Annotated in this window: 22 protein-coding genes; 11 read left to right on the plus strand and 11 right to left on the minus strand. The window is 40.5% G+C overall.

The genetic code is table 11. The features are described from left to right. Positions 1–2 precede the first annotated feature (2 nt). The 5 genes from GM920_RS16850 to GM920_RS16870 all read left to right on the plus strand — a co-directional run bounded on the left by GM920_RS16850 (position 3) and on the right by GM920_RS16870 (position 7,145). The gene (locus GM920_RS16850) at positions 3–3,656 is read left to right on the plus strand and encodes an nSTAND3 domain-containing NTPase (protein WP_182959631.1); all 3,654 of its coding nucleotides are present in this window, start codon (positions 3–5) and stop codon (positions 3,654–3,656) included. Positions 3,657–4,213: 557 nt separating this feature from the next. Further along, complete coding sequence (locus GM920_RS16855; RefSeq protein ID WP_182959633.1) at positions 4,214–5,074, plus strand: DUF6266 family protein; 861 nt, start codon at positions 4,214–4,216, stop codon at positions 5,072–5,074. A 185-nt stretch (positions 5,075–5,259) separates the two neighbouring features. Next, positions 5,260–5,913, plus strand: coding sequence for a FadR/GntR family transcriptional regulator (locus tag GM920_RS16860; RefSeq protein WP_182959635.1), 654 nt, complete (start codon positions 5,260–5,262; stop codon positions 5,911–5,913). A 4-nt stretch (positions 5,914–5,917) separates the two neighbouring features. Beyond that, entirely contained in the window at positions 5,918–6,751 is an 834-nt protein-coding gene (locus GM920_RS16865) for a sulfite exporter TauE/SafE family protein (protein WP_182959637.1), read from the plus strand. A gap of 4 nt (positions 6,752–6,755) precedes the next feature. Continuing rightward, positions 6,756–7,145, plus strand: coding sequence for a DUF1634 domain-containing protein (locus GM920_RS16870; RefSeq protein ID WP_182959639.1), 390 nt, complete (start codon positions 6,756–6,758; stop codon positions 7,143–7,145). Between the two features lie 53 nt (positions 7,146–7,198). Here GM920_RS16870 and GM920_RS16875 read toward each other — a convergent pair whose 3' ends face one another. After that, positions 7,199–7,747, minus strand: a complete 549-nt coding sequence (locus GM920_RS16875; RefSeq protein WP_182959641.1) for a TerD family protein — start codon at positions 7,745–7,747, stop codon at positions 7,199–7,201. 568 nt (positions 7,748–8,315) lie between these two features. On the opposite strand from GM920_RS16875, the gene GM920_RS16880 reads away from it, so the two are divergent. Continuing rightward, positions 8,316–8,870: a GIY-YIG nuclease family protein gene (locus GM920_RS16880; RefSeq protein WP_182959643.1), complete on the plus strand. Its 555-nt coding sequence runs from the start codon at positions 8,316–8,318 to the stop codon at positions 8,868–8,870. An 87-nt stretch (positions 8,871–8,957) separates the two neighbouring features. Here the strand turns inward: GM920_RS16880 and GM920_RS16885 are convergent, their stop codons facing one another. Then, positions 8,958–9,839, minus strand: coding sequence for a hypothetical protein (locus GM920_RS16885; protein WP_182959645.1), 882 nt, complete (start codon positions 9,837–9,839; stop codon positions 8,958–8,960). A 127-nt stretch (positions 9,840–9,966) separates the two neighbouring features. Between GM920_RS16885 and GM920_RS16890 the strand changes: the two genes are divergently transcribed. Beyond that, on the plus strand, positions 9,967–10,866 hold the full coding sequence (locus GM920_RS16890) for a cation diffusion facilitator family transporter (RefSeq protein WP_182959647.1): 900 nt from the start codon (positions 9,967–9,969) through the stop codon (positions 10,864–10,866). An 8-nt stretch (positions 10,867–10,874) separates the two neighbouring features. Here the strand turns inward: GM920_RS16890 and GM920_RS16895 are convergent, their stop codons facing one another. Next, a complete protein-coding gene (locus GM920_RS16895; RefSeq protein ID WP_182959649.1) occupies positions 10,875–11,792 on the minus strand; it encodes a bestrophin family protein in 918 nt (305 codons plus the stop codon). Positions 11,793–11,895: 103 nt separating this feature from the next. On the opposite strand from GM920_RS16895, the gene GM920_RS16900 reads away from it, so the two are divergent. Continuing rightward, positions 11,896–12,657 (plus strand): DUF72 domain-containing protein, encoded by a 762-nt coding sequence (locus GM920_RS16900; protein WP_182959651.1) that lies wholly within the window; start codon positions 11,896–11,898, stop codon positions 12,655–12,657. A 23-nt stretch (positions 12,658–12,680) separates the two neighbouring features. Here the strand turns inward: GM920_RS16900 and GM920_RS16905 are convergent, their stop codons facing one another. The 6 genes from GM920_RS16905 to GM920_RS16930 all read right to left on the minus strand — a co-directional run bounded on the left by GM920_RS16905 (position 12,681) and on the right by GM920_RS16930 (position 18,868). Next, positions 12,681–13,355 carry an ATP-binding cassette domain-containing protein gene (locus tag GM920_RS16905; RefSeq protein ID WP_182959652.1) on the minus strand — a complete coding sequence of 225 codons (675 nt, stop codon included), beginning with the start codon at positions 13,353–13,355 and terminating at the stop codon, positions 12,681–12,683. Positions 13,356–13,359: 4 nt separating this feature from the next. Next, a complete protein-coding gene (locus tag GM920_RS16910) occupies positions 13,360–13,698 on the minus strand; it encodes a hypothetical protein (RefSeq protein ID WP_182959654.1) in 339 nt (112 codons plus the stop codon). A 39-nt stretch (positions 13,699–13,737) separates the two neighbouring features. Then, positions 13,738–14,796, minus strand: a complete 1,059-nt coding sequence (locus GM920_RS16915) for an alpha/beta fold hydrolase (RefSeq protein ID WP_182959655.1) — start codon at positions 14,794–14,796, stop codon at positions 13,738–13,740. A gap of 10 nt (positions 14,797–14,806) precedes the next feature. Then, on the minus strand, positions 14,807–17,788 hold the full coding sequence (locus tag GM920_RS16920; RefSeq protein WP_182959657.1) for a tetratricopeptide repeat protein: 2,982 nt from the start codon (positions 17,786–17,788) through the stop codon (positions 14,807–14,809). A gap of 44 nt (positions 17,789–17,832) precedes the next feature. Then, positions 17,833–18,339 (minus strand): hypothetical protein, encoded by a 507-nt coding sequence (locus GM920_RS16925; protein ID WP_182959659.1) that lies wholly within the window; start codon positions 18,337–18,339, stop codon positions 17,833–17,835. Between the two features lie 148 nt (positions 18,340–18,487). Further along, positions 18,488–18,868, minus strand: coding sequence for a YegP family protein (locus GM920_RS16930; RefSeq protein WP_182959661.1), 381 nt, complete (start codon positions 18,866–18,868; stop codon positions 18,488–18,490). A gap of 206 nt (positions 18,869–19,074) precedes the next feature. Here GM920_RS16930 and GM920_RS16935 point away from each other — a divergent pair, with 206 nt between their 5' ends. Next, complete coding sequence (locus tag GM920_RS16935) at positions 19,075–19,797, plus strand: Crp/Fnr family transcriptional regulator (RefSeq protein ID WP_182959663.1); 723 nt, start codon at positions 19,075–19,077, stop codon at positions 19,795–19,797. Here the strand turns inward: GM920_RS16935 and GM920_RS16940 are convergent. Continuing rightward, positions 19,784–20,476: a uracil-DNA glycosylase family protein gene (locus GM920_RS16940; RefSeq protein ID WP_182959665.1), complete on the minus strand. Its 693-nt coding sequence runs from the start codon at positions 20,474–20,476 to the stop codon at positions 19,784–19,786. The genes GM920_RS16935 and GM920_RS16940 overlap by 14 nt on opposite strands. A gap of 98 nt (positions 20,477–20,574) precedes the next feature. Further along, complete coding sequence (gene dnaA / locus GM920_RS16945; protein WP_062549583.1) at positions 20,575–22,008, minus strand: chromosomal replication initiator protein DnaA; 1,434 nt, start codon at positions 22,006–22,008, stop codon at positions 20,575–20,577. A gap of 262 nt (positions 22,009–22,270) precedes the next feature. On the opposite strand from dnaA, the gene GM920_RS16950 reads away from it, so the two are divergent. Both GM920_RS16950 and GM920_RS16955 read left to right on the plus strand, forming a co-directional pair. Next, complete coding sequence (locus GM920_RS16950) at positions 22,271–23,023, plus strand: AcvB/VirJ family lysyl-phosphatidylglycerol hydrolase (protein WP_182959667.1); 753 nt, start codon at positions 22,271–22,273, stop codon at positions 23,021–23,023. Between the two features lie 145 nt (positions 23,024–23,168). Continuing rightward, complete coding sequence (locus GM920_RS16955; RefSeq protein WP_182959669.1) at positions 23,169–25,085, plus strand: ATP-dependent DNA helicase; 1,917 nt, start codon at positions 23,169–23,171, stop codon at positions 25,083–25,085. The last annotated feature ends 20 nt before the right edge of the window (positions 25,086–25,105 follow it).

Below are 25,105 nucleotides of genomic sequence, written 5' to 3' on the forward strand. Positions count from 1 at the left end.
TAATGATCACGATATCTGTCGCAGTCCTCTATGTGGCTACAAAATGCTTGGACCAGTACATTAAGGACGAAGGCTATGGTAGCCTTAAACAGTTAATCTTTCCCAAAGGTAAATACATCAACATCCTCAGAGATTTGATTATGGAAGTTCTAGACGATTTTGAAAGAATTGACCAGAACAAGCATTCTGGTAAAATACCCTTTTACCATTCCCCTGAGGTTTTCCAGGCATTAATGGACCATGTCATATTCAAAGATATAGCCTTACAGCGAGTTATTGATTTACTTGCTCAAAACCCCAATGTCCAGTCGCCCCAATATAATGAGGTCAAACTGTTTTTCGAGTGCTTCTACCAAAAAGTAAAGTCGAATTCCAAGTTAAAAAAAATGTTCATTGAAGAGAACTACCAGGCTGAAATTTTTGAAATATCCAATTCGGTAAACTTGCTCAGCACACAATTAAGTGAAGTTCAACGAGATATTTCATCTATCGATTCAAAGATTAGTGATCTGAGCAATACCCATGCTGCATCAGAGCACCCTGTTATTACCGTAGACTATGTAGTCTCACCCGAAGAAAATGCGCTGAATAAAATCTTAAAGAATAAACATGTGCTGTTGCTGAGTGGAGTATCTTTCTGCGGAAAATCTCAACTTGCAAAAAAAATTGCAGAGGAATTGGTTCTGGAGGGATACCGATATGCCAGCGGTACTGAAGTATCAGAAGCAGACCGTTTTTTAAGAAAACAGAACGGCAAACATATCTACTTACTGGAAGATCCTTTTGGCCATAACATTGAATCTGAAAACCAGCGCAACCTACGTAAAGTTGAGGAGCTGATTAGGAATCTCGTCCCGGGAAATAAACTTATTGTGACGTCCAGATCAGAGGTCTTGTTGAGCGCAAATCAGGCAAGCAGTATACTGAACTGTTCAATGGATGGCCATTCATGGACTGAGTTGACAATCAGAGACAGAGATTTCCTTATTAATACCTGGACAATAATGGCAGTCTACCTTCCTCATGACTGCAAAATACAGATCGAAACTCATCTAAAAGAAGACACGGAAAGTAATCTACTCCAGGTCGGGCAAATGGCTCACCTTTCCAGGCTTCCTCCAGAAATGCTTAGTGGAAAATCACTGCTAGAGCTTATACACATGGCAAAAGCAGATGCACGTCAATTGTCACTGGAAATCAAAAACCGAAGTCTTTTATCTTCTCGTCTCTACACAGTCTTAGGACTTGTCGCAAGTACGACTCAAGGCGTAAAAATGGATGACCTCGCCTATATACTCTCTGACAGCGATTCTTTCCCTGGTTTTTTAGAAAACGATATCTATAAGTCATATTCCTCAAAACGCGCAACCGAGGTCAGTTTTCCGGTATATGACGAACTTTATGCATTGAATATGGGAGACCAAATGGAGATAATGTTTTTTGAAAAACGTGGCTATCTAGAGATCACCCAAGGTCAAATCTATTTCAAACATCCGACGTATCAGGATGCAGCAAAATACTTGTTGCTAGAAACAACGGTTTTTGAAGTCGAAATAGTCCTCGAAAAAATAAGACGCGCACTGAGTTGCCTGAACACCCGGAATTCCGCTTATCTTGCGCGAAATCTCTCATTCATTTATAAAGGCGTAAACCAAGCAGGTCTGAAAACGGGCATCCTGGAGATGATCTATGAACTGGCAAATCATTCCATATTCCCCTCAGTCCGTGATTGGCTACTTAAATTTCTATTGGAATTCCTATCCGACATGAATGAGCAAATGCAGGATGGAGCTTTCCGGCTTATTGATACGGACATGTCAGCCTCGGATATTTTTTGGGAAGACGACCAGCCCTTCTATAGCAATTTTGATCGTGACTTATTCGACGAAGACGAAATTGATGAAAAAACTGTTATGAAAGCCATTTCCGAATTCAGTCCCGCAAATGAAATTTCAGCGCTAAAACTATGGTCGATGGTCAATTTGCTCTCCACTCCCGACTTTGATTTATCCAACTTCCCTGATGAGCAAGGTATTAATCACATCCTGAATGCGGAGGAAACATTCATTAGGTCAAAAATGGCGTATATCATCCTCAATAGGATGCCATCTGTAGATCAAAAGATCTTAGATCGGATCTTCAACGATACCAATCCATGGGTCGTAGTCGAGGCAATAAGGGGCGCTATTATCGGTTATCCTAACTACAGTAAGTTGGAGCGAAAGGACATACTCCCAAAACTTCAAAAAGCACTTGCGAATGGTTTTGTCATCGCTAGGATCAGAACACTTCTGAGTTGTTTTGGAATTGACTATGGACAGGATCATATTGAATGGGATCTGATTAAAGAATCTGACAAAATGCCAATGTGGAATCTATGGGGAATGTTGTTTCCAGTCTTTCTTGAAAACATGCCTATCTCAGTAAGCATTTATAATTCAGGAAAATTTGGCCAAACCATGGATGCGTCTATCGAATACTTGAAAAATACTACTTCAGGTCTAAAGGTTGCTGAATCATTTTTTCGGTGGGTTGATGCTAGGATTTCCAATGGATTAATGCCTGACACTTATGAACTAGGTGTCATTTCTTACCTTCTAGAAATATCAAGTGATCCTGAAGCACGTTTACCACTATTTCAAAAGATATTCCAGTATCCAAAAAGCAGTTTGTTACTCTATTCCATGTCTTGGGCAATCAATAGCTGGCCTGAGCTAGGGGAACAAGAACAACAGATTATCTTAGACTTATGTAGTACCGACAGGAAAGATAAACGCTGGGTCATTGCAACAGCAATAACAAGGACGGACCCACCTACAGAAATACTACAGCTCATATATGGTAAGGCGGACCTGTTTACCCTAAGTTCGGAAGAGATAATCAAGATCATTGGGCCGGAAACACTCAAGGATGCGCTGGAAGTCTACACTGGTCAGTCTAACCTCATAAGCGAACTAGGTATTTCCTATTCCAGAAACCTGAAATGGCATGAAATTGTAAAGTATATCCTCGTCAATGGGCATAATCCCGGTTTCGAGTTATGCTTGAAAGAATTCATTCTGCACGTAATTAACGGCCCAGCCATAGAGTGGAAAGACGATTATCAGGATATATGGAAAGAGATGTGTAGCAAGGATAACCTGATAAGTAGACTGAGTGATCAGCTTATTTTAGAAACGGCAAACTCTAACCCTTCAATTCCTTCTTGCACTGCACTTTGGGAGATTCTAATCGCTTCACATCCTGGAGACCAACAATCTAAACTAGCAACTAAAGTCGCCCTGGCGATCGAAGCCATTCAGAAATATGAACCTATGGATCTGTTTAAATTCTTCAATAAGGATTTCTTCGACCTGGTTTTTATACACTGCCCTTTAGATGGGAAAATACTCCCCGTTCTACTGGAATTTAAAGATAAACCATCATTACCTCCAGAGGTAATGGATAAATTGGCTGATGAAGTGGCAGAATTATCTAAAACAGAATCGGTGCGACTGAAACTGACATTTGATTATATTAAAAGGTTCAAACATCGTGAAAGCGGACACCCCAGATTCAAAGAACTAGAGAAGATTCCAAATCGAATTGATGAAAAAGCCAAGGAATGGCTAGAACCACGTCGTGAAAAGTTTGAAATACAGGATTGGGTTGCCTAAACAAGTAAGAAAACAAAATAAATGCTCCACTAGATTGATGAAGTGTTAGAAGGAAGAGGTGAAATTTTAATTAGAATTTAAGATTTCACCGAATTTTTATACTCCATTCTCCGATACAAAATCCAAAACCAACTATATACAAATGAGTTAATATAAAAAAGATACAAATTAATAACAAATAGAAAATTCTGGTTATGCAATTTTTCAGATTGTACATCATTTAATTAATGGTAAAATTCCTAAACAAATCATTTATACAACTATGAACTTGGGATACCTGCTGATTCTTAGATCCCTCTGTTGAATAATACAGGTTATAATTGTTCTTTTCCTCCGCTTCCTTTCAGGATAGGCGTAATATGTGATTTAATTCTTCAGGTCTTTCCTTAATCATCAATAAGTGGTTGATAGGTCCTTATTACGTCAAATTGACCTAACAAAGCCTATTTAAAATCCTTTGTACTATTAATTTAATAAATTTTCATTTCGAACTTATCTCAAAAGAATTCCGTACATTACACTTACAAGTTATTGTAAATCAACCTAAAACCACAACCATGGGCAGCTTAAACAACGGATTATTTGGAGGATTTAACGGCCGGGTAGGCAATCTGGTCGGTTACACGCTAAACGGCAAGTCAGTGATCAGAACAATTGGCCATAGCACCAAGCCCTTAACCCCGGCAAGGAAAGCAAATTGCGAAGAAATGACGGTCATAAACACCTTTCTACGGCCAATAATGACCTTTATCAGGGTCGGTTTTAGGTTAATCACTGCCGGAACGGATAAAAATTTTTACAATGCAGCCGTTTCTTATAATAAAAAACATGCAGTACAAGGGGAATATCCAAACATCATCATGGATTATACTAAAGCCATGGTTAGCATGGGAAGTCTGTTAAAAGCAGGTACAACCACAATTTCTAAGCATCCAGAGGGTATAGAATTTAAATGGGAAGTGCCAGCAGATCTACCTTGGAGAAACAGAAACGACCGTGCCATGTTATTGATCTACTTTCCAGATGCAGGCGTATCTACTTATATATTGAGCGGATCTAGAAGACATGTAGGCCAGGAGGTCGTAGCAATCGACCCAAACCTTACAGGAAGCCGCATGGAGGCCTATATTTCCTTTATAGATGAAGAAGCAACCGAGATTTCAGACAGTGTACATGCAGGTTCTTTAAACCATAATGATATAGAAAACCAACAAAAAGCCGCGCCAGAAAAACTGAAAAAACCAGCTGTTGTTCAAGAAAAACCAAAAACCGCGGTAGCAATAACTGCAACAGTAAAAACACAGGCCCCAACTCCCAAAAAACCAACCCAGCAGCATAAATCTTTCCAGTGGAGCAGCACTCAATTCAATTCTACAACACCTCTTTATAATTACACCTTTTACGCCCCTCCTTCCTGATCAAAACACCAAGTTCTAAGCTAAATTCTCAGGAAAAACTATTCCGCTTGTCTTTTTAAATGTTGCAAAACATTAAAATCTAGCCAGCCCATAACCTTCTATTGCGTCTATTTTCCGTCATAAAACAAATTAAAACATCTGATGTTTAAATCCAGACTTACCTTTGAAACATCAGACGTTTAAACATGAAGAAAACGATAAAACTGTCCGACAAGGTCATTATTGAGATCAAGAAAGACATCGCCTCTGGCAAATTAAAAAAAGGCGAAAAGATCCCTGCAGAGCCAGAATTGATGGGACATTACGCTGTTGGCCGTTCTACCATCCGCGAAGCAATCAAAACACTCGCCATTTCCGGCATCTTAAAAGTGCAACAAGGATCAGGAACTTTTGTAGTCTCCAAAATCAAAGATGAAACCCTTTCACAACGCTTAAAAAGAGCAGATTTTGAAGAGATCAACACCGTCCGTGCGCTACTGGAAAAAGAAATCGTCAAACTCGCCAGCAAACACCGCAGCGAAACAGATCTGACCACCATGGAGAACCTCCTCCAGCAAAGGAAAAAAGCAATAGAAGAACAGCAGCAGAAAAAATGTGCAGAAGCAGACATCGCCTTCCACATCAGCATTGCGAAAGCTTCGGGCAATCAAGTCCTGTCCGACCTCTATGAAAATTTCAGTTCAGTCATGCGCAATTTCTTCGAACTCAGAGACGCGGCAGACATCAAACACTTTAGTAACAGTCAGCATTTACATGAAGCTTTATTCGAAGCCATCAAAAAACAAGACCCAAACGAAGCCGAACAACTCACCATCAACATCTTAGCAAACAACTATTAACAATATGAATATTTTACTCTTTACCCTCATTCTATTATTGGGGGCCTACCTGGCCGGTCTCGCAGGCTCCTTAACCGGACTAGGCGGCGGCGTGGTCATCATTCCACTCCTTACTTTAGGCTTTCACGTAGACATTCGATATGCCATTGGCGCCGCATTAGTAGCCTCCATTGCCACTTCTTCCGGTTCTGCAAGTGCCTACGTAAAAGAAGGAATCACCAACGTACGATTGGGAATGTTCCTAGAAATTGCCACCACAGCGGGTGCAGTAATGGGTGCCATCCTCGCCATCTATACCCCAGTAAACCTGGTAGCCATTCTCTTTGGCGTGATGCTAATCTTTTCCGCAGCAATGACCTTAAGAAAAAAACATGAAGATGCTTTACAGGAAGGCAGCAAACTTTCTTACGCTTTAAAATTAAACGGCAACTACCCAACCAAAGACGGTATCGTAGAATATAAATTAAAGAATGTTGGTGGAGGCTTTTCCCTCATGACCGTTGCAGGCGTACTCTCCGGATTATTGGGCATTGGTTCTGGCGCCTTAAAAGTCCTGGCCATGGATACCGCCATGCGTGTACCTTTTAGAGTGAGCACCACCACCAGTAATTTTATGGTGGGCGTTACTGCGGCAGCAAGTGCGGTGGTCTACTTACAAAGAGGCTACATTGATCCAGGAATTGCTTTTCCGGTGATCATCGGTGTGCTTGCCGGAGCCTTTACCGGTTCAAAACTCCTGATGCGCATCAATGTAAAATCGTTGAAACTGATTTTCTCCATCGCCATCACCCTGATTGCAATAAACATGATTTACAACGGCATCAACCATAAATTCTAATCAAATGGGAAAGATTAAAAAAGTGACCGACTATGACATGGAACAATTGATTGGTCAGGTTTTAAGATACGGGGTGCTTACGGCTGGGATTGTCGCCATTATAGGTGGAGTCTGGTACTTATTCCAAAACGGACAAGGAACACCTCATTATACAGAATTCCATGGAGAACCTGCCGGATACACCAGTCTGACGGGAATTATTGAAGGATTAAAAAATGGAAGTGCCAAGGAGATTATTCAACTGGGCGTTGTGATTTTGATTGCGACCCCAATCCTCCGAATTGTGTTTTCATTGATCTCTTTTATCCAGGAAAAAGACCGACTTTACATCGTCATCACTTTGATCGTACTGCTCATCATCCTCTTCAGTATGTTCGGCGGACTCAAAGTATAAAAAAGAAAACCGGTTGTCTGTCAGCTTATCGAACAGACAACCAGTTTTTTATACTATTGATATTTATTCAGGTAGTCCTGTAAGCCACCATTCATACCAGCGCCTACTGCTTCAAATTTCCACTCTCCATTTCTACGGTAAATTCTTCCGAACTCCACTGCAGTTTCAATAGAAAAGTCTTCTTCGAGCTCATACTTCATTAGTTCCACTCCGTTTTGATCCACGATGCGCACAAAAGAGTTCCTCACCTGACCAAAGTTCTGACGACGGTTTGCCGCCTCATGAATGGTCACTACAATACAAAGCTCCGAAACCCTCGAATCTACTTTCGAAAGGTCTACTTTGATGCTTTCATCATCCCCATCGCCTTCTCCGGTTAAGTTATCACCGGTATGCTCAATGGCGCCGTCCGGAGAATGCAGGTTATTATAAAAAACAAAGTGATCATCTGTTACCAAACGCTTGTTCTCGCCAAGCATAAACACCGAAGCGTCTAAATCAAAATCACTTCCCGTGGAACTGTTCGTATCCCATCCCAATCCTACTGTAAATTTTGGAGCATTGATGTTCTCCCGCTGTCCTTTTCTTAGGTTAATAGCCATAATCTTTCTGGTTATTTTTACAAAATATGCTAAACGTTTAGTGCAATTTACAGTATTCAGGGGGGATTACCCGCTTATTCTATATAAAAAATACAAAGCAAAATCGCGCTTAAATCCTTCATCTGGTTAGGCTTCTAAACCAATCTTAAAATTCTTTCAAAAAAGACGTCACATTTCTAAAACATTGGTACAAAAAATCGAAATGTGGAACGGATATTGCTATTCTTAGGTTAAGATCCCCGTTAAAATGCAGGTCAGAATTGACATTTTCACTGTTTAAGTCAATTTTTCTCCAGGAATACTTTGCGCTATGATTAATAGCGTTAACCTCTAATTATTTGAGGTATTATGGAAAGATAATCAAAATATTAATTAAATATTAATTGGACAATTACGTCCTGATTGCGCTAAATCAGTTTAAAGCCAATTAATATGACTAATTTTGGAAATGACAATGAAGCACCTAATAACAAAGGAACAGGAAACTTTTTTAAAAAAGCACAAAATCTCATCCGAATTAATATTCGATGCCCAAGGAGAGGACATATCAGAAAATTTGCAGAAAAGTATGACTGAAGCTGACAAGGTGATTGCTTGCAACACCGCGCCATGCACGGAGAATGACACCCATACGTTAAGAACGATTGGAGGTTTTTGTCCACAATGCGATACGACTAAAATTGCTGCTGCTTTAAGGGAACTTAAACCAGGTTACATTTACTTCTCAGGGTCCAAAAGAGGAGGATTAATTAAAATCGGTTCAACAAACGAAGGAAAAAGTAAGACACTTACCTTAAATTTATCTACTGCAAGAGATGGCGGTTATGACGACTGGGAATTACTTTTCAGCGCAAAAACACCAACACTTGGAAGAGTTGAACGTTTGATCACGGATAAACTTGCAGAATACAAAGCAGCTTACCAAAGTGAAAAAAGTGGTAAACTACAAAACGGTGGCGAACTTTACAGATGTTCCTTCCTAAAAGCTAAAGAAGCTTACCTTGCGGTAACCGAAGAAAACCAATTCGAATTTACTCAGGTTAGCGAAAAGAAACACATCACTTCTGAATACCAATTCAAGAACTTGAAAATGACAGCTAGAAAAGCAGTTATCGAAGCATAACTCTTTATCCAAGATATATGACCTTCGGGTCTCGAAAGACCAGTACCAAAACTTCCTTTATGGATATTTGATACTGGTCTTTCTGGTTTAAGGCTTTTTTACAATCAGATCTTCCAATACCGGGATGTTAGCTTTCAATCCATCCAGGTTGGCGCTGTATTTTGACAAGTCCTGCTCCTCTTGCTGACTCAGGCGTTCTTCATTTTTCAATTCGTACTTTACCCCATTTAAAACCAACATACTGGTATAACAATCCATCGCCAGTTTATAAGCGCTAAAATCAGTGAGCGGATATTTGATTTCCTTCCATTTGATGACATTAGAGTTTTCTTTGACCGAAGCAAAAGAGAAACTACAACTCAGCACTTTCGTTTCTTTAGGGGCAAAAACAGCCGAATCTACCGGGGCTTTGATGCAACTCCAACCATCATTGAGGTCTTCCGTAGAACCATAACCAATCACGGTTTCATAAGTATTCAGTACCTGATCACTTTCATTGGTAAAAGCACAGAAGATAACGAACTGTCCATTTATGGAGTCTACGCGCAATGGTTTTGCTTTTAACACGCTCAACTTCGCTTTTAAAGCATCCGATTTCCGTTTTTTAACTTCCAAAACTGACATCTCCTTTTCCAGCTTTTCTATTTTCCGCTGATGATCCGCTTTAATATATTGGTTGGCCAACTCGTAAGTCTCCGCTAAGGTTTTCCCATTCAGGCGCTTCCACACCAGCTCATCAAAGCTCTGCTTTTTTAATGCCGGTTGATGATCTTTATCATATATGGCAGCCAAAGCAAGGACCCTTAAGGCAACCTCTAGTTTTTCCTTTTCAGCCGCATCCAGTCCAGCCGATATCTTTTGCTTTGATTCTTCAAACTTCTCTTTTGATCCTCCTTTGAAACTATCCTGACTAAAACCCAGGACTGGGAAAGCGATCAAAATCAACAACAAGTATCTATTCCATTTCATAATCTTAATTCAATTTCAACGTATAGTCATCTTGAAACCCTGGCTATCCTCAAAGCTATGGCACAATTAAATCGCTTTAAAGGTAAACTATTAAAAAGTTTTTTTGTTACTCCCCTACAACGCCGCTATGATAAAAGACAATAAATCTATTTACAGTGCCCTGGTCGCTAATGTACTCATTGCCATCACCAAATTTATAGCCGGTGCGTTCACCAATAGCTCTTCCATGATTTCAGAAGGGATCCACTCTATGGTAGACAGTATCAACCAGATATTACTATTGTACGGACTGAATAAAAGCAGAAAAGAACCCGATCAAATGAGACCTTTTGGCTATGGTAAGGAACTGTATTTCTGGTCTTTTATCGTGGCTATTTTAATCTTCGGACTGGGCGGCGGGATCTCCATTTACCAGGGAATCCAACACATCATCAAGCCAGAACCAGTAATAAACCCATTGGTCAATTATGCGGTATTGGTTTTATGTATGCTCTTCGAAGGCTGGTCACTCCGCATTGCCATTAAGGAATTTGACAAGCAGCGAAAAGGACATACCTGGTGGAAAGCCATTGTAAAAAGTAAAGACCCCTCCAGCTTCCTGGTCCTTTTTGAAGATGGCGCCGCAGTGCTCGGCCTATTTATCGTATTCATTTTTATGCTGATTGGCCATAACTTCGGCCTGGATTATATGGATGGTCTGGCCTCCGTATTGGTGGGTTTATTGCTGGTTTTTGTCTCAGCGATTTTAGCCAGAGAAAGCAGAAGCCTGCTCATGGGAGAAGGCCTTTCGCCTGAAACCAAAGAAAAGATCAAATTACTGGTAGAAAAAGATCCTTCTGTAATTAGAATTTCCAACATCATTTCTACCTACCAGGCTCCGGAAGAAGTTTTACTGGTGATCATCGCGGTTTTTAAACCGGACATCGATACCGAAGACATTACAGATACCATTAGTCGGATTAAGGAAACCATCAGAAAGGAGTTTAAATTTATGAAATTCATCATCATTCAACCTTCGGAAGACTAGATTGCTGCTTAGTTCAAAATACCTTCTGGATTTTGAGTCGCCACAGGAAGCGGCTTCCCTCCCATTTCCAATAAGGTGGTTTCAATCATGGTGGTCATTGCATTTAAAGCCAGGTCGTTTGGTTCTGTTCCAAAAGGCTCTTCTATTTCATCGGCAATCGCTTCCAAAGCCACAAAAGTGTAAGCGATAAAGATCACGATAAATGGCGTTAACCAGCTGAGGCTATCCACAAAGCCAAAAGGCAGTAAAAAGCAATAGATATAAACGGTACGGTGTAATAAGATGCGGTAAGTGTAAGGAATGGGTGTAGAAGCAATTCTTTCACAGCCTCCTACAATGTCTGACAACTTATCCAGGTTCTGATCAAATGAGGCTTGAATGATGGAATCTATTTTCCCATCTGCTTTTGCTTTCTGTACCCAGAATCCCATTTCCTTTAAGAGCAGAATGGGCTTATAAATGGCTGGTTTTAGTCGTTCACTGAGTTCAGGGCTCAATCTTTTATCCAGATCCTTACTGGCATCAGTACCCCTTAACTGGTGTTTTAGCGCATAAGTAAAGGCAATCAGGTAATGGATAAAGGTATCTACTTCCTTGCCTTCCGGAGGGTAACCACTCATGGTAAGGGCCTGTCTGGCTAGCGATCGGGTATCATTCAATAAAGCACCCCATATCTTTCTGGCCTCCCAGAAACGATCATAACTGGCATTGTTCCGAAAACCTAAAAACAAAGCCAAGGCAATCCCAAATAAAGTAAATGGTGCGGGATTTAAAGGAATCTTAAAATCGAAGAGTTTCCCCTTAAGATAGACAATGCAAACAGAAATTAGAAACAGGAGCAATAACCTGGGAAGTAACTGTGGTAAAACAGATCCTTTCCATATAAACAGCATTTTAAACCAATGTTCATTCTTTCTTATGATCATGTTGTCAAAAATCCGATTTTATTTATAATTCACAGCATGACTTGCCTAAGAAAATAGGATCCTGGTTAAAAAACCAAGGAGGGCTGCTTTTGTTATACTAGATATGGAAAAAGCCTTTTATTCCGGAACCAGTGGTTTGATACTTCCGGTTCCTAATAAGCAGTATTACCCGAGCGAATTCCGTGATAAAAGCAGGCTCAATTATTATGGTTCTTTATTCAACAGCATAGAGATCAACAGTTCCTTTTATAAAATTCCCATGCAGGCAACCGTAAAAAAATGGGCAGAAAGTGTTCCGGAAGATTTCAAATTTACATTTAAGCTTTGGCGAGAAATCACCCATATCAAAGGCTTTTCATTTGATCCGGAACAAGTACAGCATTTTATAGAAACCATCAATCAGGTGGGTACTAAAAAAGGTTGTTTACTGGTTCAGTTTCCCCCGAGCATGGGAACGCGTTATTTCCCTCAATTGACCTTGTTATTAAATACAATTCGGGAAGCTGATCCAACGCATGACTGGAATTTAGCATTGGAATTCCGCGATGCTGCCTGGTATCAGGAAAGCACTTACCACTTGATGAACGAATTTAAAGCTGGTCTTGTAATCCATGATAAACCTAGGGCTATAACTCCAATGATTACACAGGAAGCAAATTTTATCTACCTACGCTTTCATGGTCCAAATGGAGACTACAAAGGAAGTTATGAAGCAGATTTCTTAACGGAGTATGCGAGCTATATCCAGGAATGGATAAATGAAGGAAAAACGGTATTTGTTTATTTTAACAACACGGCTGGAGATGCCATTCGGAACCTACAAACCTTAAGTAATGAGGTTCACCAACGAGCATCCATACTTTAAACTGATGGGATTTTATCAATTGATCAAGACTTATCTATTTGATTTAACCTCGCATAACCTAAGCGTTCTAAATCTTCGATTCCATTGACTAAATACACCTGTTCCTCTGCTAAAACATAGAGGTCATTTGCAAGATCTACCACCTCCCGGTACATGTGATCCGTGATTAAAAAACCTTTATTAGGTTGCTCTTCCTTGATCAATTCCTTTACCGAAGCAATCATCAATGGACTCAAATGAGAAAATGGCTCATCCAACATCACAAACTCCGACTTAGATTTGATCAACACATAGGTCTCTACCAAGCGCCTTTGTCCGCCGGACAGCTGTATGATTTTGCTGACATGTTTTTGGCTGAACTCCGGAAAGTACTTTTCAAATGGGCCAAATTCCAGGTTAAAGTCTGAGAACACCCGGCTTAAAGTTAAATGGGCAGGAATGAAATTATATTGAGGAAGATAAGACAGTAATTCGTGGTGTTTATAAGCTTTAGGTACCGATTGTCCGTCAAAACGAACTGATTTATTCTCGGGTACCAGGCTTCCGAAAATGATGTTCATCAAACTCGACTTTCCCGTACCATTCCGACCTAATAAACCTGTAATCCTGCCTGTTTCACATTTCAGGTAGACATCTGATAAGATTTCTCTCTTCCCAAACTGTAATTGTACACTATCTACTTCTAATTGATGTACCATATTCTTAGTTGAAAAGATTAAAAAAGTCTATACTTATACCGCTATATTTTCCTGATAAAATGAAGAGTAGCATAAACATAACAAACTCCAGAAACATGGTTCCCGACCATAAAAAGCGCTTTGAAATGCCCAAATTCTGATAGTATAAAAATTCTTTCTGTTTGTATTTGCTGATGTAATAGGCGACGATACCGAGGGTAGCGATCTTAAACCAGATGATAATCGTCAGCGCGGGTAAGCCAAGATAACCAAACATGGCAGCACAAGCGATGGAAGTCACGAATGTGGCCGCGAAAAAGCTGGAGTAAAAAGTCAACAAGAGACGTAAAGACCTATAATTCATTCTGGTTTATGAAAAAGATATACCACAAATTACAATTATTTAACGAGAAGCCTTAACCCTTTTCAGAAAATCGCTTAGATCCTGAACAAATCGCCTTGGTTGTTCATAATGAATATTATGACCTGTATTTTCATAGATTTTATGAACGATAAATTCTGGATGTGCTGCTTGTAGTGCAGCGTTTTCTTTTTCGAAAGGCATAAAATCATCCTTACTTACCGGGTCCAGGATCAACATGGGAACATCCAAATTTCTAAAGATGATTTGAGGTGCCAATAGGGAAAAAGATGCACCAAAAAGCCCAACTTTTGAGGGTCTCAAAATAAGATCAGACCATTGTTGAGCAATATTCATTTGGAACAATTCCATTACCCCCGGACAAATTGCCCATTCTCGTTCGCCAACTTTTTTAATCCAGGCCAATGATGAAAACTGTGTCCCAGCTTCTTCAGGATCATAAATATCATAGTAAGCATCAAAAACACTGGTATAGACCGTATCTTTTGGTGGATGCGCTACAATAGCATTGATCGTGTTCGCCAATTGGGAAGCCTCCATTTTATGGTAATGCGTATTTGTAGCCACAGATCCACCATCTTCCAAAATCAAACCCAGGACCCGTTCTGGATATGCATCATAAAATGCGGTACTGACCGCCCCTCCCCTGGACCAACCACCAATTACTGCCTTTTTAATTTTAAGCTGATCCATCAGCGTCTTAATGTCATCAGCAACATGGTATAAAGAAACAGGATGACTAGGAATATCGGTTTGGCCATGTCCATAATAGTCGATCGCAATCAGGTAATAACCCGCTGTTACCAGATCATCTGCTACTTTTATCAGTTCATAACCATTCGTAAAACTCCCGTGAGACCAGATTAAGGGTATACCCGAAGGTTTCCCCCAGGTTAGGTAATGCAGTTTCACATTTTTAGTGTGTATAAAACCACCATGCTGTTTTTCAAAGGAGACAAATTCTTGCTGCGCTTGTTGGTAAAGCTTTTTAGCTGTTACCAGCTCGGGTTTCGTATTCCCCCGTTGAGCTTTTAAACAAAAAGGAATTAGCAAAAGAAGAAGATAAAAGGTTCGGATCATCCCAGATTTATTAAGGAGCAACATTGCTCAGTACCTGCTTAAAATCCGGACCAGGTACGATTTTTAATTTAGCCAATGATCCTTTGAGTGTTTTCAGTTTTTCCTTTTGTCCGGCTGCCTGATAACTATTGATCAACTCCGCATAGGCTGGAAACAGGTATGGGTTTGCCGCAATGGCTTTTTCATACAAACTGATCACTGCTGTCTTATCCTTACCTGTGGCTGACAAAAGCTTGCCATGGGTAAAATGATAATCGGCCATATAAAAGGGATTCCCATTGCTGTATGCAGTTTTAAACACCGCTGCAGCCTGTGCTCCATGTCCCATCTTGATCAATAACAAACTATACCTCAGCAGATCTGTATTTCTTACCACTTGTGTACCTTTTAGGAATGGCTCAAGATATTCCTCTGCCTTCTCTCTATCCCCTTTTTCTGCATAAAAATCCGCTATCCTAAGGTTATAATCTGTTCTTGCATTGCCGGATGCAACCAAAATAGCTTGAGCTTCTTTCAAAGTGAAAATCGCGGTTTCGTATTGCTGGTTCATCGCCAATGCGTCGGCATACTTGTTTCTATATTCAAAATTCTGTGGTTTCTGTTCCACCAATCCTTTAAGGATAGCCACAGGCTCAGCTGCATAACCCAATCCGGATCTCAGAACAGCGGCATAAGCAACTGCATCATCCCTCCGATCTCTCAGGTAGGTAGATACCGTTGCACCTGTTTTCCCGTATTCAGCAGCAGTGGAAATAGCCTCTGCAATCATACCGTTTTTCTTATACATCTCTGCCAATGATAAGTTGATCGCCGCAAGCTCCTGATAATCATCTTCCAGACGGAAGGCTTTATTCAGGTAAAACGCTTGCTGCTGAACTGCGGTTTGCTGGTCAATTTCAGCCGCAGCAAACCTGGCAGCATATAAATTGGCATAAGCCGTATAAATTGGCGCATACTTAGCATTTACTGCTTCCGCCTTTTTAATCCAGGCTTCTGCCCCCTTAAAATCTTTCTTTTCGGTTTTCAATTGCGCAGCATAAAGATAAGCAGGCAGATATAAAGGGTCATAAACCAAGGCCGTATCCAAATAGCTTGTGGTCAGTCTCAGGTTATTCCTTCTGCTATCCTTACTCATATTCAGGTAAACTTCAGCCCAGTTGCTAGCCATTACCTGCTGGTCACCAGCAAGGTAAGCCTTTTCCTTTTTCACCAACTGATCCAGGAACTCATACATGTCTGGATCTTTTGTTTTCAAATCTGAAGTCGTATTCATGGATTTAAAATCCAAAGGATGCACTTTTACCGGTTCAAAATAAGCTGGATAAGTCTGCGCAAAATACTCGCTTTCATTGTTCTGAGAATAATAATCCAATGTTCTTTTCTCTTTCATGGCCTGATAATACAAAGCCCTGATTTTACGGTTTTCCGCATCGGTTAACACCCGCCCGTGGAAAAGGTGAACGTATTCATGAAGGATGACGTTTCTTTCTAAGAAGGCACCACGTTCTACATATTCTATCGCTGCAGCACCACTCCCTACCCCACGGATATCCATCCATTGCCTATTGTCGAAAGTAGTCATGTAGCGGAAATATGGCGCGTTCATCGTTACTGCCAGGTCTTTATGCAAAGGTGGAATTCGAAATGACTCTCCTTGTTTAGAAAGGAAGGGAAAATAGACCACTGCGGTAAACAATTGATTCCAGGCCATCGCTTTCACCGTTTCGCCCGGGTAATAGTTGACGTCAGGGAATACCTTTTGAAAATTAGCCATATCGCTAATCTTGGTGGTATTCAAGGTATTAGAAATCGAGTCGTACACGGCTAAATAAGGAATTCTTTTAGATTTAATTACCGCAGATAAACCATTGTGTGCCGGACCGTAGTGCTTTTTCCTAAGCAAGATATTTCTAAAGATATTTTCTGCAGAATCCAGCCTTGTTTTACGATCCATATCGAAAGCAATGTAATAAATGGAGGCACGGTGCATTCCAGGAAGAACAGAAGCCGGATATTGTTTTTCGATAGTCCTCGTCGTTTCAATGGCAGCAGAAATTTGTTGCTGACTAACCTCATCATCTGCTTTTTTCAAAGCAGTTCTAATGACCTCATCATCTTTTTCTACATAATCGGCATAAGTCAGGTTGGTATGCCCATTTCCCCAATGCCAATTGGTTTGAAAATGAAGGGGATTGATCGCTAGTGCCAACTCCCATTGTGCTGCCATGGCATTGAGTTGTGTCGCATCTACTCTTCGCCAGATGGCATAACCATAGCTAAATCGAGCATCAGCATTATAGGGATCTAAGCGAAGTGATTTTTTAAGTGGTGCCTCAGCCAGGTCTGGTTGTTGGTTCCAGAAATAAACATCTGCCTCCAACAAGTACGCTGCTGCGCTGTTTGGGTTATGCGCAATCACTTTTTTAGCGATGTCTAACGCTTCGCCGTAGTTTTTCTGAAGCAAGCGGGTTCTCCCGAGCATTAACCAGAGTTTCTCAATGGACTGGTCCTTTTCAACCGATTGTTTTTTAACCGAACCTACATCATTTCCCAAACTTTGACCTTTCAAAGCCTGCTCGCAAAGTGCCGCAGCTGCTGGTAACCTCCAGGCTTGGATTTCCAAATAGGCTTTTAACAGTATGGCTTTTTCATTTTTTGGTTCTACCTTTCTCAACTGATCTACCAGAACTTCTGCCTGTTTAAAATCATTATTCAAGATCAGGTAATCTGCAGAAAGCAATTTATAAGCGGTAGAAGGTTGCTTATTAGCTGATATTGCCAATGCGGCTTCTTTCCACAATCCCAAACTCAGCATTTTCTCTATGCTTTCCGTCTTGTTACCTGCATTGGAGAAATGCTGCATAATGGCCTGCTTTTCTTTTGAAAGCTGTTTTAGGGCTAATCCAGCACTATCCGGATAAATGGTTTGTGCAGAAAGGTCAGCTACCTGAAGACAGAGCAGACCGGAAAGAAAGAGATTCAGCGTTTTCATAGTCTCAATAATACTATAAAAAATATTAGAAAGCACATCCGGCTCTAATTTTTCAGACCAAACTTCTTTTGATCTATATGGTATTGTTCAGATCTGGTCGCAGCACCTATTTTAATGATTTCGGCCTGAATAATGATCAGTTGATCTTGAATTATCTTGATTGCATCGAGTATAATCTGAACTGAATTGTCCAGTTCATTTATACTGATGTCCATCTTAACCAACTTCCCTTCAACATTAACCTGCCATCTTTCTGTTTTATCCATCCTTATCTCTACCCTATCTAACCTGAGCTCAACGTTATCCAATCTCTTCTCGATTTTATCTAACCTCAATTCTACATGATCCAACCTCGCTTCAATGCTATCTAACCTCAATTCCACTTGATCCAACCTCGCTTCGATTTTATCCAACCTCGCCTCAATCTTAATAAATCCCTCTTCAAGCCTCCTTCCTAATGCTTCCAGCATTGCGTAAGTACCTTCTACATGATTTAACACAAGCAGTAGGCTTCCTTCTACTCTAGTAAGTCTTTCGTTAATGAGTTCCATATTTTCCATTTAGTTACACGAACTTCTATATTAAAATCTGACTAACCTGAGGATATGGCGAATATTTATTTCATGTTCAAAAAAAAAGCAACCCTCCTGCTCTCCGCCGAAGTGTTGCTTAATAGGGAATTTAATGCTTTAGACCTGACTATTCAGCTACTAAATCTAAGGCCGTTGATTTGTTTGCACTTTGCGCAGTTGCGCTTAAGTCTTCCACTTCTGCGTCATGAGTATGGCTGCGTACTGCTGCAATACTACGCTCCATGTCCAACCAGTACTCATAATAGCCACTACGGGCAAGCACTTGGTTGTCTGCGTCCTTTAATATAAAAAAAGAACCCTGCTCTTCCGTTTGTCTACTGAAACGCTGTGCAAATTTTGAATTGGCTCTTACCAATTCTACTTGCTTTTCGCAGGAAATCTTTGCAGCAGTTTTATCTGCACTGCGCAATACGATATCGCCTGATTTTAGCTTTAGGTTAAAATGGAACTTGTTATCAAGGTCTCTTATAATCTGAAATTTCGCCATCACTCTTGTTAAGTTTACGGCTACAAATTTAAGCTCATGAATTAGAAAAAACACGAAAACTTGTCAATCGAAAAACTGATAAATATCAATTTCCTGAAAAGTTATTACGTCAACATGACCTTTAATATAACCCGATTGCAGAAAAATTAGAAGTAACTTTGTGGTGTCAAAAAGGATCCAACTACAAAGAATAGAGAACGAGCATTATGAGTTTAGCCGGTATTTTCCCAATTGATCAATGGAATTTCAAGTCCCAATCTATCCTGAAGAGCATTCCTGAAGAAGACCACGACCGTCTTTATGCGAACATGACGGTAGAAAGTTACCACAAAGGGGATGTGATTTTCAAAGAAGGAGCAGTTCCTTCGGGGATATTTTTCATCCAGAAAGGGATTGTAAAGAAGTATAAAGTAGATCGGGATGGCCGGGAACAGATCATGTATGTAGCAGGAAGCGGCGAGCTGATTGGCTATCATGCCATCCTTTCTGAGGAGCGTTATCCAGACTCAGCTTCTGCAATTGAAGACTGTGTCATTGCCTTTATTCCCAAAGAAGATTTCCTGGAAGTCCTGCACAGTTCGGCGATTCTATCTCAGCGTTTGCTAAAAAACATGAGTCATGAATATGCAGTGCTCACCAATAACATCTCTGTTTTCACGCAGCGTACCGCAAGAGAAAGAGTGGCGATTACCCTCATTGTACTGAGAGAAAAGTACAAGAACGAAGAATCCAATGAGGATACGATCAACATTTCCCGCAGTGATTTATCCAATATGGCAGGTATTGCCAAAGAAAACCTGGTCAGAATCCTGAAAGAGTTCAAAAACCTCGGCCTCCTGTTCACTGAAGGCCGTAAAATCACCATTACCAATATCAAAATGTTGGCAGAAATCTCTAGCTACAGCAATAAAACCCTTAAAATTCGCTAAACGCAGACAGGTATTTATCAATATAAAAGGACTTCTCTTTTGACTTATACTGCATGATGTATCTGGGGTGTTCCAGCGCCACAATCTGCTTAAAGAATTGATGTGCATCATTTAGTTTTCTAAAGAAAGTCTCGTTTTTCCCGGTTCCAAAGCAAAAGCAGCAGTCAATTTCAAAGCCTATATCTATTTGTTTCCGGATATTCGCTACAATAAAAGAATAAACTGATTTCAACAAAGCCGGATTATCGTAGTAATTGTAATTGGTTTCCTTGCCGTTCTCCCCCGTTTTGGTAAAACCCAAAGGGCAGATTGAATGGATATAAAACTGCTGATAGAATTTTTCTTCTCCACCAAAAGCGGCAATCATTTCATAAATATACGCCGAAGAAGGCTCATGCGTCATCGGCCCGGCATAGTCAATATGACAATTGGCCTGTAATCTTTTGGGGTCGGTAAAAGAAATTCCGGTTTGTCCGGAGCCGAATCGTCCGGGATTGATGCCAAGAATCAGGTGTCTCGGTTGGTTATCGCTATAATATTTCCGGTAAAACTCAGAAGAAGCTGCCAGTGCAAGTGGACTTTCTTGAAATGGATTCATGATCCGGATGCCTTCGGGCAGGGAACCGGTATACTCCAGGTTTTGATTAAAGCTGATGATTCTTTCTGCAAAAGTGCTCATCCCTAAAGATAAAGATTATACACACAAAAAGGCCGGGAATGAAAATCTGTAACGATCCTTATTCCCGGCCTTTTAATATATTTTGAGATGCTTTGCGACTAGCTCATTTTCAGTTTTTTCTCAATGTCATTCACATAAGCTCTGAAAGTCTTATCTGTTTGAATCAAATCTTCTACCGTCTGACAAGCATAAATTACAGTAGAGTGATCCCTGCCACCAAAGAAGGCGCCGATAGTTTTCAAAGAAGACTTCGTCATTCCTTTTGATAAATACATAGAGATCTGACGAGCCTGAACGATTTCCCTTTTACGGGTAGGCGCTTTTAATAAATGTACCGGAACCTCAAAGTAGTCACAAACCAATTTCTGGATGTAATCCATAGAAACCTCTTTTGTGGTGTTTTTGATAAAGTTCTTCAACATTGATTTAGCCAGTTGCAAATCAATTTCTTTCTTGTTCATGGTGGATTGTGCCAATAGCGATACCATTGCGCCTTCCAGCTCACGAACGTTGTTGTCGATGTTGTGTGCTACGTATTCTACTACTTCATCAGGAAGATCAATTCCATCCGCATACATTTTCTTTCTTAAGATCGCAATTCTGGTTTCCAGTTCAGGGATCTGAAGATCTGCTGAAAGGCCCCATTTGAAACGACTCAATAAGCGTTCCTCTAAACCGGTAAGGTCTTTTGGAGACTTATCTGAAGTGATAATGATCTGCTTGCCTGATTGGTGTAAATGGTTGAAGATGTGGAAGAAGATATCCTGAGTTTTTTCTTTTCCGGCAAAGTTGTGAATATCATCCATGATGATCACGTCCATTGCCTGATAGAAGTTTACGAAATCATTGATCGTATTGTTTTTCAATGATTCTACGAACTGCTGACAGAATTTTTCACATGATAAGTAGATCACTAACTTATCAGGAAGGTTTTGTCTGATTTCATTTCCAATCGCCTGTGCCAAGTGGGTTTTTCCCAAACCCGAAGCACCATAGATCATTAATGGGTTGAATGAAGTTGCACCAGGTTTTGCAGCTACCGCATGTCCAGCCGAACGGGCAAGACGGTTACAATCCCCTTCCACAAAAGTATCAAACGTATAGTTTGAGTTCAGTTGCGGATCTACATTCATCTTTTTCAATCCAGGAATCACAAATGGATTCTTAATGTCTCTGTTCACATTTACAGGAACCGGCATAGATTGTTTCCTGTTGGTAGAAGACATGCTTCCGTTTGAAGGCATATTAGTTGTATAAGGTAGTGCTCCATTTGTAGACTTGTCTACCACTATATTATACTCTAAACGTCCTTCCGCGCCAAGTTGTTGTTTAACCGTTTTACGTAATAATGCCACGTAATGCTCTTCCAGCCACTCGTAGAAGAACAAACTAGGTACTTGTACAGTTAAAACGCTGCCTTCTAGCTTAAGGGCTGATATCGGTTCGAACCAGGTCTTGAAGCTCTGGGCCGGGATATTATCCTTTATGATTTGGAGACAGTTATTCCATACTTGGGTACAAGTGTTTTGCATAGGTTCTCTTTAATTTTACGGTTTTAAACTTTAAAACAGCGAATGGATCCGTTGTTTTGGGAGTGCGAAGATCATAAATTTTACTAACATTGAAGTGGAAAATTTCACCTTTTTTGTAACTCGCTCATTAGTAATTTTATACGGAGGGGATAACTTAATCTGGTTGTGGATAACTACGAGATATCCACAAATAAAGATTTCCACATTTGAGCGTCAGGAGGAATTTTTCTCTAAATTACATTATTAAAATGAGATCCGCTCCATGAAAATCATAAAGAATAAAATGAACTATGGATCATTTAGAATCTGTCTCCTCCTCTTCACTTTCCTCCTACTTTCTGGCTGTGGATTATTTTTGCGGAATCGAAAAACCAACCATGCAGGCATCGAGAAGTATGATTATGACTTACCTGTGATACTTTACCCGAGCAATGTCCCAGAGTCCAGGAAAATGATCTTCGTCTTTTCGGGAGATGGAGGCTGGCTGGACTTTGAAGATGACCTTGCCCAGCAGTTTTCAAAAAAGGGCTTTCAGGTGGTGGGTTTCAACACCCGAAACTATTTCTGGGAACAGCGGAACCCGGAAGAGTTTTCTAAACACTTGTTACTCCTGTTAAGAACCTACCGGATCAAGTATAATGCGAATGAAATCTACCTCTGTGGATACTCCTTCGGAGCAGACATCATCCCCTTTGCTTATAACCGATTTCCATTGCGTGCAAAAAGAAGGATTATGGCAATTCAACTCTGCTCCCCTTTTGCCACCAGCGACTTTAAAGTACGTACCATAGACCTGCTCAATATTGGTGGAGACGACAAACCCTATAAGGTGATTTCGGAAGTGGAGAAAGTCCAGATTCCCATTCTTTGTTATTATGGTGAAGCGGAAAACCCGAAAGCACTCAAAGACCTTAGCCTTAAAAACTTTAAACTGATCCTAGTGCCAGGAACACATAGTTATGATTCAACCGCCACCCAAACGATTGTTTCGGGGATACCGATCAAGACACCTTGATTTCAAGATATAATGATATCTAGATAAAGCCTTAGAAGAAATACTCATTTGATTGTCAGCACCTCAGCCAATTCTGGTCACTGCTATTCAAATGATCTCCCCTTTAATCGGGAAGATTTACGAAAATTAGGCTAAATTTGCAGGCATGAGTACTGTGGATTCCGCCAATGAAATTTTTGACAATGTCATCTCCTTTATCGAATATACCAATCAGAGTATTTTCCTCACCGGGAAAGCCGGAACCGGAAAAACGACTTTACTTCGGAAAATAAAAGAGACCACTGCGAAAAAAACGGTGATCGTTGCACCAACAGGTGTTGCCGCGATGAATGCCAAAGGCGTAACCATCAATTCTCTGTTTCAACTGCCTCCGGGATCTTTCTTTCCTGGGGATGTGAACTTAGCCAGTTTAAGAGCTGGTGTTGTTTCTATCAAAAGCCTGCTTACAGAAATCAACTATTCGAAAGAAAGAAAAACATTATTGATGGAGCTGGAGCTCATGATCATTGATGAGGTGTCTATGGTGCGCTGTGATGTGATCGATGCGGTGGATGCGATACTTAGGATGGTCAGAAAAAATGACGCCCCCTTCGGCGGCGTACAGCTCTTATTGATCGGTGATCTTTTTCAATTGCCTCCGGTAACCAAAAGAGAAGATTGGGAGTTGTTGAGTAAGATCTATCCTTCCCCCTATTTCTTTGAGGCCACAGTGGTGAAGCAAAACCCTTTATTACAAGTGGAGCTTAAACAGGTATTCCGCCAAACGGAACCTGAATTTGTAGACATCCTGAATGACATCAGGAACAATCAGATTGGTGAGGAACGCCTGGCGATCTTAAACCAACGTTTTGATCCTTTATTTAAACAGGCAGAAGGCTCTAACCACATCATCATTACTTCTCACAATGCGGAAGCCAATACCATCAACAATGAAAAAGCAGATGAGCTGGAAGGGGAAGACTTTGTTTTTGAAGGACAGGTGGAAGGGACCTTTAGTCCGCAGGTATTGCCAGTAGAACAATCCTTGCGCCTGAAAATTGGCGCTCAGGTGATGTTTATTAAAAATGATACCGGTGACGACAGGAAATTCTACAATGGTAAAATTGGAAAAGTGAAATCCATCCTTGGAGAAGAAATCTACATCTCTTTTCCGGATGAGGAAGAAGATCTATTGCTGGAAAGATCATCCTGGCAATCATTTGAATACAAAGCGAATGAAAACAATGCCATTGTACAGCAACAGGTAGGTGAGTTTTTTCAATTCCCGATCAAATTAGCCTGGGCAGTAACCATTCATAAAAGTCAGGGTTTAACATTTGATAGTGCCATCATCGATGCCGGAAATTCTTTTGTCTCTGGTCAGGTTTATGTGGCTTTAAGTAGGGTAAGAACCTTAAACGGTTTGATTCTCCGTTCCAAAATCAATAAAGAGAGTCTGCGCTCCAATATCGAAGTACTCAATTACATGAAACTGGGCAATGTAGATTCCTTAACAGATTTTCTTGCCGCTGCTCAGGAAAGATATATTATTCATTTATTCAGCAGCACTTTCTCTTTTAATGAACTCACAGATTCATTTGAAAAGCTAAGTGCAGACCATGAGGTCATGAAATCAACTGATCCGGAGTTCCGCTCCATGATTGGTAACCTAAGCAGATCAATTGAAGCGCTTCAGGGCGTTTCCATAAAATTCCAATCTCAACTTAGACAGTTGCAAAAAGAACACGGTCTAAAAGACCCGATGTCCATTCACACAAGAATGGATGCGGCATACAATTACTTTGCGAAAGAACTCACCTTGCAAGTGATCAATCTTTTGAATAAACACATTCGTACCAAACCGAAAAACAAATCAGATCAGAAACTAGTGGCCTTGTTTACCCAACACCGTTTAGTTGCCGACCATAAGATTTTCAAAATACGGGCAGCTACAGAGATCGCCGGCAAAGCCGCGAACTGGGAAAATCAACATGAGCTGATGAAGAAGATTCAGGAATTATTGAAAAAGAAAATGAACAGCCCTGGGGCGGCACAAAATGCCACCACCATGCAGTTGTTCTAATACTTATTCCATTTGCGAAT

It is taken from the genome of Pedobacter gandavensis, from assembly GCF_014172405.1.
Lineage (GTDB): Bacteria > Bacteroidota > Bacteroidia > Sphingobacteriales > Sphingobacteriaceae > Pedobacter > Pedobacter gandavensis.

What these genes read in the sequence shown, in the direction of transcription:
- GM920_RS16875 (WP_182959641.1), bottom strand. Translation starts at nt 7,747, where the DNA reads ATGGCTATTAACCTAAGAAAAGGACAGCGGGAGAACATCAATGCTCCA.
- GM920_RS16915 (WP_182959655.1), bottom strand. Translation starts at nt 14,796, where the DNA reads ATGATCCGAACCTTTTATCTTCTTCTTTTGCTAATTCCTTTTTGTTTA.
- dnaA (WP_062549583.1), bottom strand. Translation starts at nt 22,008, where the DNA reads ATGCAAAACACTTGTACCCAAGTATGGAATAACTGTCTCCAAATCATA.
- GM920_RS16850 (WP_182959631.1), top strand. Translation starts at nt 3, where the DNA reads ATGATCACGATATCTGTCGCAGTCCTCTATGTGGCTACAAAATGCTTG.
- GM920_RS16905 (WP_182959652.1), bottom strand. Translation starts at nt 13,355, where the DNA reads ATGGTACATCAATTAGAAGTAGATAGTGTACAATTACAGTTTGGGAAG.
- GM920_RS16925 (WP_182959659.1), bottom strand. Translation starts at nt 18,339, where the DNA reads ATGGAACTCATTAACGAAAGACTTACTAGAGTAGAAGGAAGCCTACTG.
- GM920_RS16860 (WP_182959635.1), top strand. Translation starts at nt 5,260, where the DNA reads ATGAAGAAAACGATAAAACTGTCCGACAAGGTCATTATTGAGATCAAG.
- GM920_RS16935 (WP_182959663.1), top strand. Translation starts at nt 19,075, where the DNA reads ATGAGTTTAGCCGGTATTTTCCCAATTGATCAATGGAATTTCAAGTCC.
- GM920_RS16890 (WP_182959647.1), top strand. Translation starts at nt 9,967, where the DNA reads ATGATAAAAGACAATAAATCTATTTACAGTGCCCTGGTCGCTAATGTA.
- GM920_RS16920 (WP_182959657.1), bottom strand. Translation starts at nt 17,788, where the DNA reads ATGAAAACGCTGAATCTCTTTCTTTCCGGTCTGCTCTGTCTTCAGGTA.
- GM920_RS16870 (WP_182959639.1), top strand. Translation starts at nt 6,756, where the DNA reads ATGGGAAAGATTAAAAAAGTGACCGACTATGACATGGAACAATTGATT.
- GM920_RS16865 (WP_182959637.1), top strand. Translation starts at nt 5,918, where the DNA reads ATGAATATTTTACTCTTTACCCTCATTCTATTATTGGGGGCCTACCTG.
- GM920_RS16930 (WP_182959661.1), bottom strand. Translation starts at nt 18,868, where the DNA reads ATGGCGAAATTTCAGATTATAAGAGACCTTGATAACAAGTTCCATTTT.
- GM920_RS16910 (WP_182959654.1), bottom strand. Translation starts at nt 13,698, where the DNA reads ATGAATTATAGGTCTTTACGTCTCTTGTTGACTTTTTACTCCAGCTTT.
- GM920_RS16880 (WP_182959643.1), top strand. Translation starts at nt 8,316, where the DNA reads ATGACTGAAGCTGACAAGGTGATTGCTTGCAACACCGCGCCATGCACG.
- GM920_RS16895 (WP_182959649.1), bottom strand. Translation starts at nt 11,792, where the DNA reads ATGATCATAAGAAAGAATGAACATTGGTTTAAAATGCTGTTTATATGG.
- GM920_RS16885 (WP_182959645.1), bottom strand. Translation starts at nt 9,839, where the DNA reads ATGAAATGGAATAGATACTTGTTGTTGATTTTGATCGCTTTCCCAGTC.
- GM920_RS16855 (WP_182959633.1), top strand. Translation starts at nt 4,214, where the DNA reads ATGGGCAGCTTAAACAACGGATTATTTGGAGGATTTAACGGCCGGGTA.
- GM920_RS16955 (WP_182959669.1), top strand. Translation starts at nt 23,169, where the DNA reads ATGAGTACTGTGGATTCCGCCAATGAAATTTTTGACAATGTCATCTCC.
- GM920_RS16900 (WP_182959651.1), top strand. Translation starts at nt 11,896, where the DNA reads ATGGAAAAAGCCTTTTATTCCGGAACCAGTGGTTTGATACTTCCGGTT.
- GM920_RS16950 (WP_182959667.1), top strand. Translation starts at nt 22,271, where the DNA reads ATGAAAATCATAAAGAATAAAATGAACTATGGATCATTTAGAATCTGT.
- GM920_RS16940 (WP_182959665.1), bottom strand. Translation starts at nt 20,476, where the DNA reads ATGAGCACTTTTGCAGAAAGAATCATCAGCTTTAATCAAAACCTGGAG.